This is a genomic window from bacterium, assembly GCA_030685015.1.
GTDB lineage: Bacteria > CAIWAD01 > CAIWAD01 > CAIWAD01 > CAIWAD01 > CAIWAD01.
This window is the reverse complement of sequence record JAUXWS010000093.1, coordinates 1-4,468: the sequence shown is the minus strand read 5'-3', so window position 1 is coordinate 4,468 and position 4,468 is coordinate 1. Positions and strand designations below refer to the sequence as shown.

The window sequence follows — 4,468 nt, the reverse complement described above, 5'->3', positions numbered from 1 at the left end:
GGTGACGGCCAAGGTCTACCACGACGCCCGCACCATCTGGCTCTTGCCGGGGGACATCAAGGAACGCGTGGGCGGGGGGCTCACCGCCACCAAGCAGCGAGTGGCCAAGGCCGTGCAAGCCTGCCGTGCCCGGGACGGCCGGCCCTGGGCAAGCGCCGGCTGGGACGCCACCAAGGACCGCAGCGAGCACCAGTTCGACGCCGCGGCGGCCATCCTGGCAGGCATGAGAGAGGACCTGTTCCAGGCCGTCATTCGATAGGAGTTCGTCCGTGGGATACCTGGACCTGGTGGAGCGCATCAAGCGCGAACTGACCATGGACGAGCTGGTGCCGCACCACACGGGCCGCAAACCTATCCGCTGTCCCTTGCCCGGGCACGAAGACGCGAACGGGTCCTTCATGGTCTACCCGGAGACCAACTCGTGGTGGTGCCCAAGCCATCCCACGGGACGCTGCGGCGGGAGCCCCCTCGACTACATCATGCTGGAGCAGGGCCTCGACTTCAAGGGCGCCGTCAGGTACGCCGCCGAGTCCAAGGGCCTTGACCTGGCCCCGCCCACGGAGGAAGAGCGGGCGGCGGAGGAGGCCCTGCACAAGCGCGAAGACACGCTGGGCATCCTGGCCCGCTATGCCAGCGGCCTGCTCCTGGCCGACAACGACGTGGCCCGAGGGGCCCGCGAGTATCTGGCGGGCCGGGGCTTTGACGAGGACCTGTTGAAAGATCACAGGGTTGGCCTGCTTAACCTGGAGAAGCTCTACCAGGTGCGCGCCAAGCATCCGCTCCTCGCCGGCAACAACACGGCGGACTTCGAGGAGGCCGGGCTGCGCACGGCCAACGGCCGCCTGCTCTTTCACGACACGCGCATCACCTTCCCGCTCATCAGGCGGCAGCGCGTGGTGGGCATGACCTTCCGGGCCCTGCCCGGCGCCGAGGGGAACCGCAAGTTCATCCACTTGGCCGGCCAGCCGGCGGGGCTTTGGAACGTGGACGCCCTGTTCAATCCAAAGCGGAAGGCGGTCCTGGCTGAAGGCATCCCCGATGCCATGACCTTGGCCGCCTGGAAAATCCCAGCGGCAGGAAACCTGGGTCTGGAGGCAACGCTCAACGCCCGCGAGTTCGCCCACCTAAAGGAGATCACGCTCGTCTGGGACAACGACCCCGCCGGCCGCGCCCGGGTGCTGAAGTCCGCCCAGGCCATCCAGGCGGCGCTGCGGGACGGCGAGGTGCGCATCCTGCACATGCCGGGCGAGAAGGACATCAACGACTGGGCACGTGGCGGGGGAACCCCGGAGGAGTTCCAAGCTCTGCTGCAGGCCGCCCCGGATCTTCTGACCTACCAGATCAGGCTTCTCCCGGACGTGAAGGCCGGGGAGCGCATGACCCGCGATGCCCAGGCCCTACTGCACGAGCTGCTGGCAAACGTCAGGGCCCTGGACGTGAACCTGCAGGATGTCTATCTCAAATCCATCGCAGAGCGAATAGACTCCCGGCCAACATCCCTCCGGGAGATGCTGCGAACGGTTGCCAAGGCTGATCCACAAGGCCAGGCAGCCAGCAAGGGAAGCGAGCGGGCTGCTCAGAAGGGAGTCGGTGACGCAGGCGTGCTGCTGGAGGACACGCCTCAGTTTGTGGCCGCCCTCGACTTCTGCTTCGATGATGAGACGCCCACGGCCCACATCGGGATCTGGGGGGCTGATCCTGAATCAAAGGGTGGGGTCAAGTGCATCGTTGAAAGCAGCGTCACATCGCAGGGAATCAAAGCGTCGCTGGTACGCTATTCCACCCGTGCCGTGAATGACCCGAAGCTGAGTCGATTTCCCGATCCCGACTTTCCACGGTGGACGCTGGCCGACGACGTGCCCTACAGCGTGAGCCGCTTTCTGGCGGATCCTGAAGCCAACACACCAAGCACTGCTGAGATCTTCCAAGAGCTCCGCGACTTCCTGTCCGAGTTCATCTGGTACCCGGCGGCAGGCGACTTCGACGTGCTGGCGCTGTGGATCATGCTGACCTACGTGTACCCCATCTTCGGCCGCCTGGGCTATCTGCACTTCAATGGGGGTACTGGTTCCGGCAAGTCACTGAGCCTGGACTTCGTGGCCGCCCTGGCCTTCAACTCCAGGAAGTCTTCCAGCGTCACCGAGTCAGCCCTCTTTCGGACCGTTCATGCCAATCGAGCCACCATGCTGCTTGATGAGGCTGAAAAGCTCAGTCACCCAAAGCCGGGAACGCCAGAGGCCACGATCCGGCTCATGCTCAATGAATCCTACAAGCGTGGCGCCAGCGCCAGCCGCACCAACATGGATTCCGGCTTGGTGGAGATCTTCGAAACCTTCGGACCAAAGTGCTTCGCTTCGATCAACGAGATCGACCATGTCTTTGGCAACCGCTGCATCCAGCTCCGCAGCCTGAAGAAGCACAAGGACGTGGTGATCCGGGACGCGGCCCAATGCGAGCAGGAGATTGCCCGGCGCGCCATGATCCTGCGCAACAAGCTGCACTGCTGGGCCCTCACCAAGTTCCACATCATCCACCAAATCTATTCCCATGAATGGGTGGGGGCCTTCCCGGATCTCGAAAGCCGTGAACGTGAGATCTGGCTGCCCATCATGGTGCTGGCTGCCCAGGTCGACCGCGAAGCCACCTGGGATGAGACCTGCAGCCTGTTCGATCGCATCCGACAGACCCAGCGGGAGAAGGAAGCCGAGCGCGAAGAGAAGGGCCGCCGCGAGAACATCGACATCCTCATTCTGCAGACGCTGCACAACCTCATCACCGGTGACAACCAGCAGGACTTCGAGCTGGCGGGGACGGCTTGGTCCTACGTCACGAACAAGCTGGCCGACGGTATCCACACCGAGCTGCAGGAAGATGGAGCCTGGCCCTTCGAGAAGAAGCTGACCAGCAACCGTCTGACCAACCTGCTGAAGTCCCAGCACGTCATCGCGGAGACAGACATCAGCCGGGCCACGGTGGGCGGCAAGCGCGTCCGTGTCATGAAGCTCAAACCCGATACCCTGCACCAAGCGCTGCAGCGCCTGCACGGACTGGACGCCGAGGATGCGGCCGCCCCCACGCCGGCGCCGACGCAGTCGACGGCAGTGCCGGCGCGGCCCCCTGCCATTGAAGAACCCGAAGACCTCCCATTCTGAAAGGACCCGTCATGGCCGAGATGAAGACAGAACGCCGTGTGCACGAATCCGGGCACGATGAGCATGGGCGAGCGTGGAGACCATCCAGGAAGGGTCCAACAGCCTTCCGCAGATGGAGATGGATGCCGGAGCGCCGGAAGGATAAGCAGCAGAAGGAGGCCACAGTTGGCTGAGAAGAAACCCCACCAGCTGGCCGACAGCTACCGTCTCATTGGCCTGTCGGCCGAGAACTTCCTGCGCTTGAAGGCCGTGCGCATCGCCTTCGACCCCGCCGCCCACGCGGTGGACCTATCCGGTGAGAACGGCCAGGGGAAGTCCAGCGTCATCAAGGCCATCTGGACGGCGCTGGGCGGGGCCAAGGTCCTGCAGCGCGAGGACGAGCCCGTCCATGAAGACGCCGACAAGGCCGTCATCGCCCTGGACCTGGCGCCGGCGGACGACGCCCGCTCAAACAGCCCGCGGCGGATCCGCGTGACGCGCACCATCACGGCCGAGGGCGGCTGGAGCCTGAAGATCTGGACCCCGGACAAGGGCAGCTTCCCCAGCCCCCAGGCCATCCTGGACGCCTTCTTCCACACCCTGTGCTTCGATCCCAGCGAGTTCGTGCGCATGAAGCCCGAAGCCCAGGCCAAGGTGATGATCGACCTGGCCGGCGTGCGGGAACCCATCGAGGCCCTGAAGGCCAAGCGCCAGGCCATCTACGACGAGCGTACGGACGTGAACCGGGACCTGAAAGCGGCCCAGGCGCGCCTGGAGGCCTTGGAGCCGCCCTCCGTGGACGCACCCAGGGAGGAGGTCAGCCTGTCGGACCTGACCCGCCAGATCGAATCCGCCCGGGAGCAGGAGAGGGCCAACGACGCGGTGCGCCAGTCGATGCAGGATCTCTACCGCGACCATGCCGCGGCCAAGGAGGATGTGGCCCGCTTGGAGCAGGAGCTGGCGGAGGCGCGCGCCCGCGTGGAGACGCTGGTGGCCCAGGGCCGGGAGCAGCGAAAGGCCGTGGAGGCCCTCGTGGATCCGGGCCTGCCGGTGCTGGTGAACAAGCTGGCGACGGCGGAGGCGGACAACACGCGCGCCCGGGCGGCCCGCCGCCACCAGGAGGAGGAGCAGGCCGCCCTGCGCCTGCAGCAATCGAGCGAAGCCTTGACCACGCGCATCGATGCCGTCAACGACGAGATCGCCCAGGTCCTCCTGTCCGCCCGCCTGCCCATCGAGGGCCTGGCCATCACGGAGGATGGGACCATCCGCTACAAGGAGAAGCCCTTCGCGCAGGCCAGCGACGCCGAGCGCCTGGAGGTGTCCCTGGCCATGGGCGC

3 protein-coding genes are annotated in these 4,468 nt (G+C 65.7%); all 3 read left to right on the top strand.

The window, feature by feature from the left end; all coding sequences use genetic code 11:
- On the top strand, positions 1-259 hold a 259-nt coding region (locus Q8O14_13445; protein ID MDP2361731.1), incomplete at its 5' end, for a hypothetical protein.
- Positions 260-269: 10 nt separating this feature from the next.
- Positions 270-3,152, top strand: a complete 2,883-nt coding sequence (locus tag Q8O14_13440; protein MDP2361730.1) for a toprim domain-containing protein — start codon at positions 270-272, stop codon at positions 3,150-3,152.
- Positions 3,153-3,317: 165 nt separating this feature from the next.
- Positions 3,318-4,468: AAA family ATPase (locus Q8O14_13435; protein MDP2361729.1), on the top strand; the 1,151-nt coding region annotated here is incomplete at its 3' end.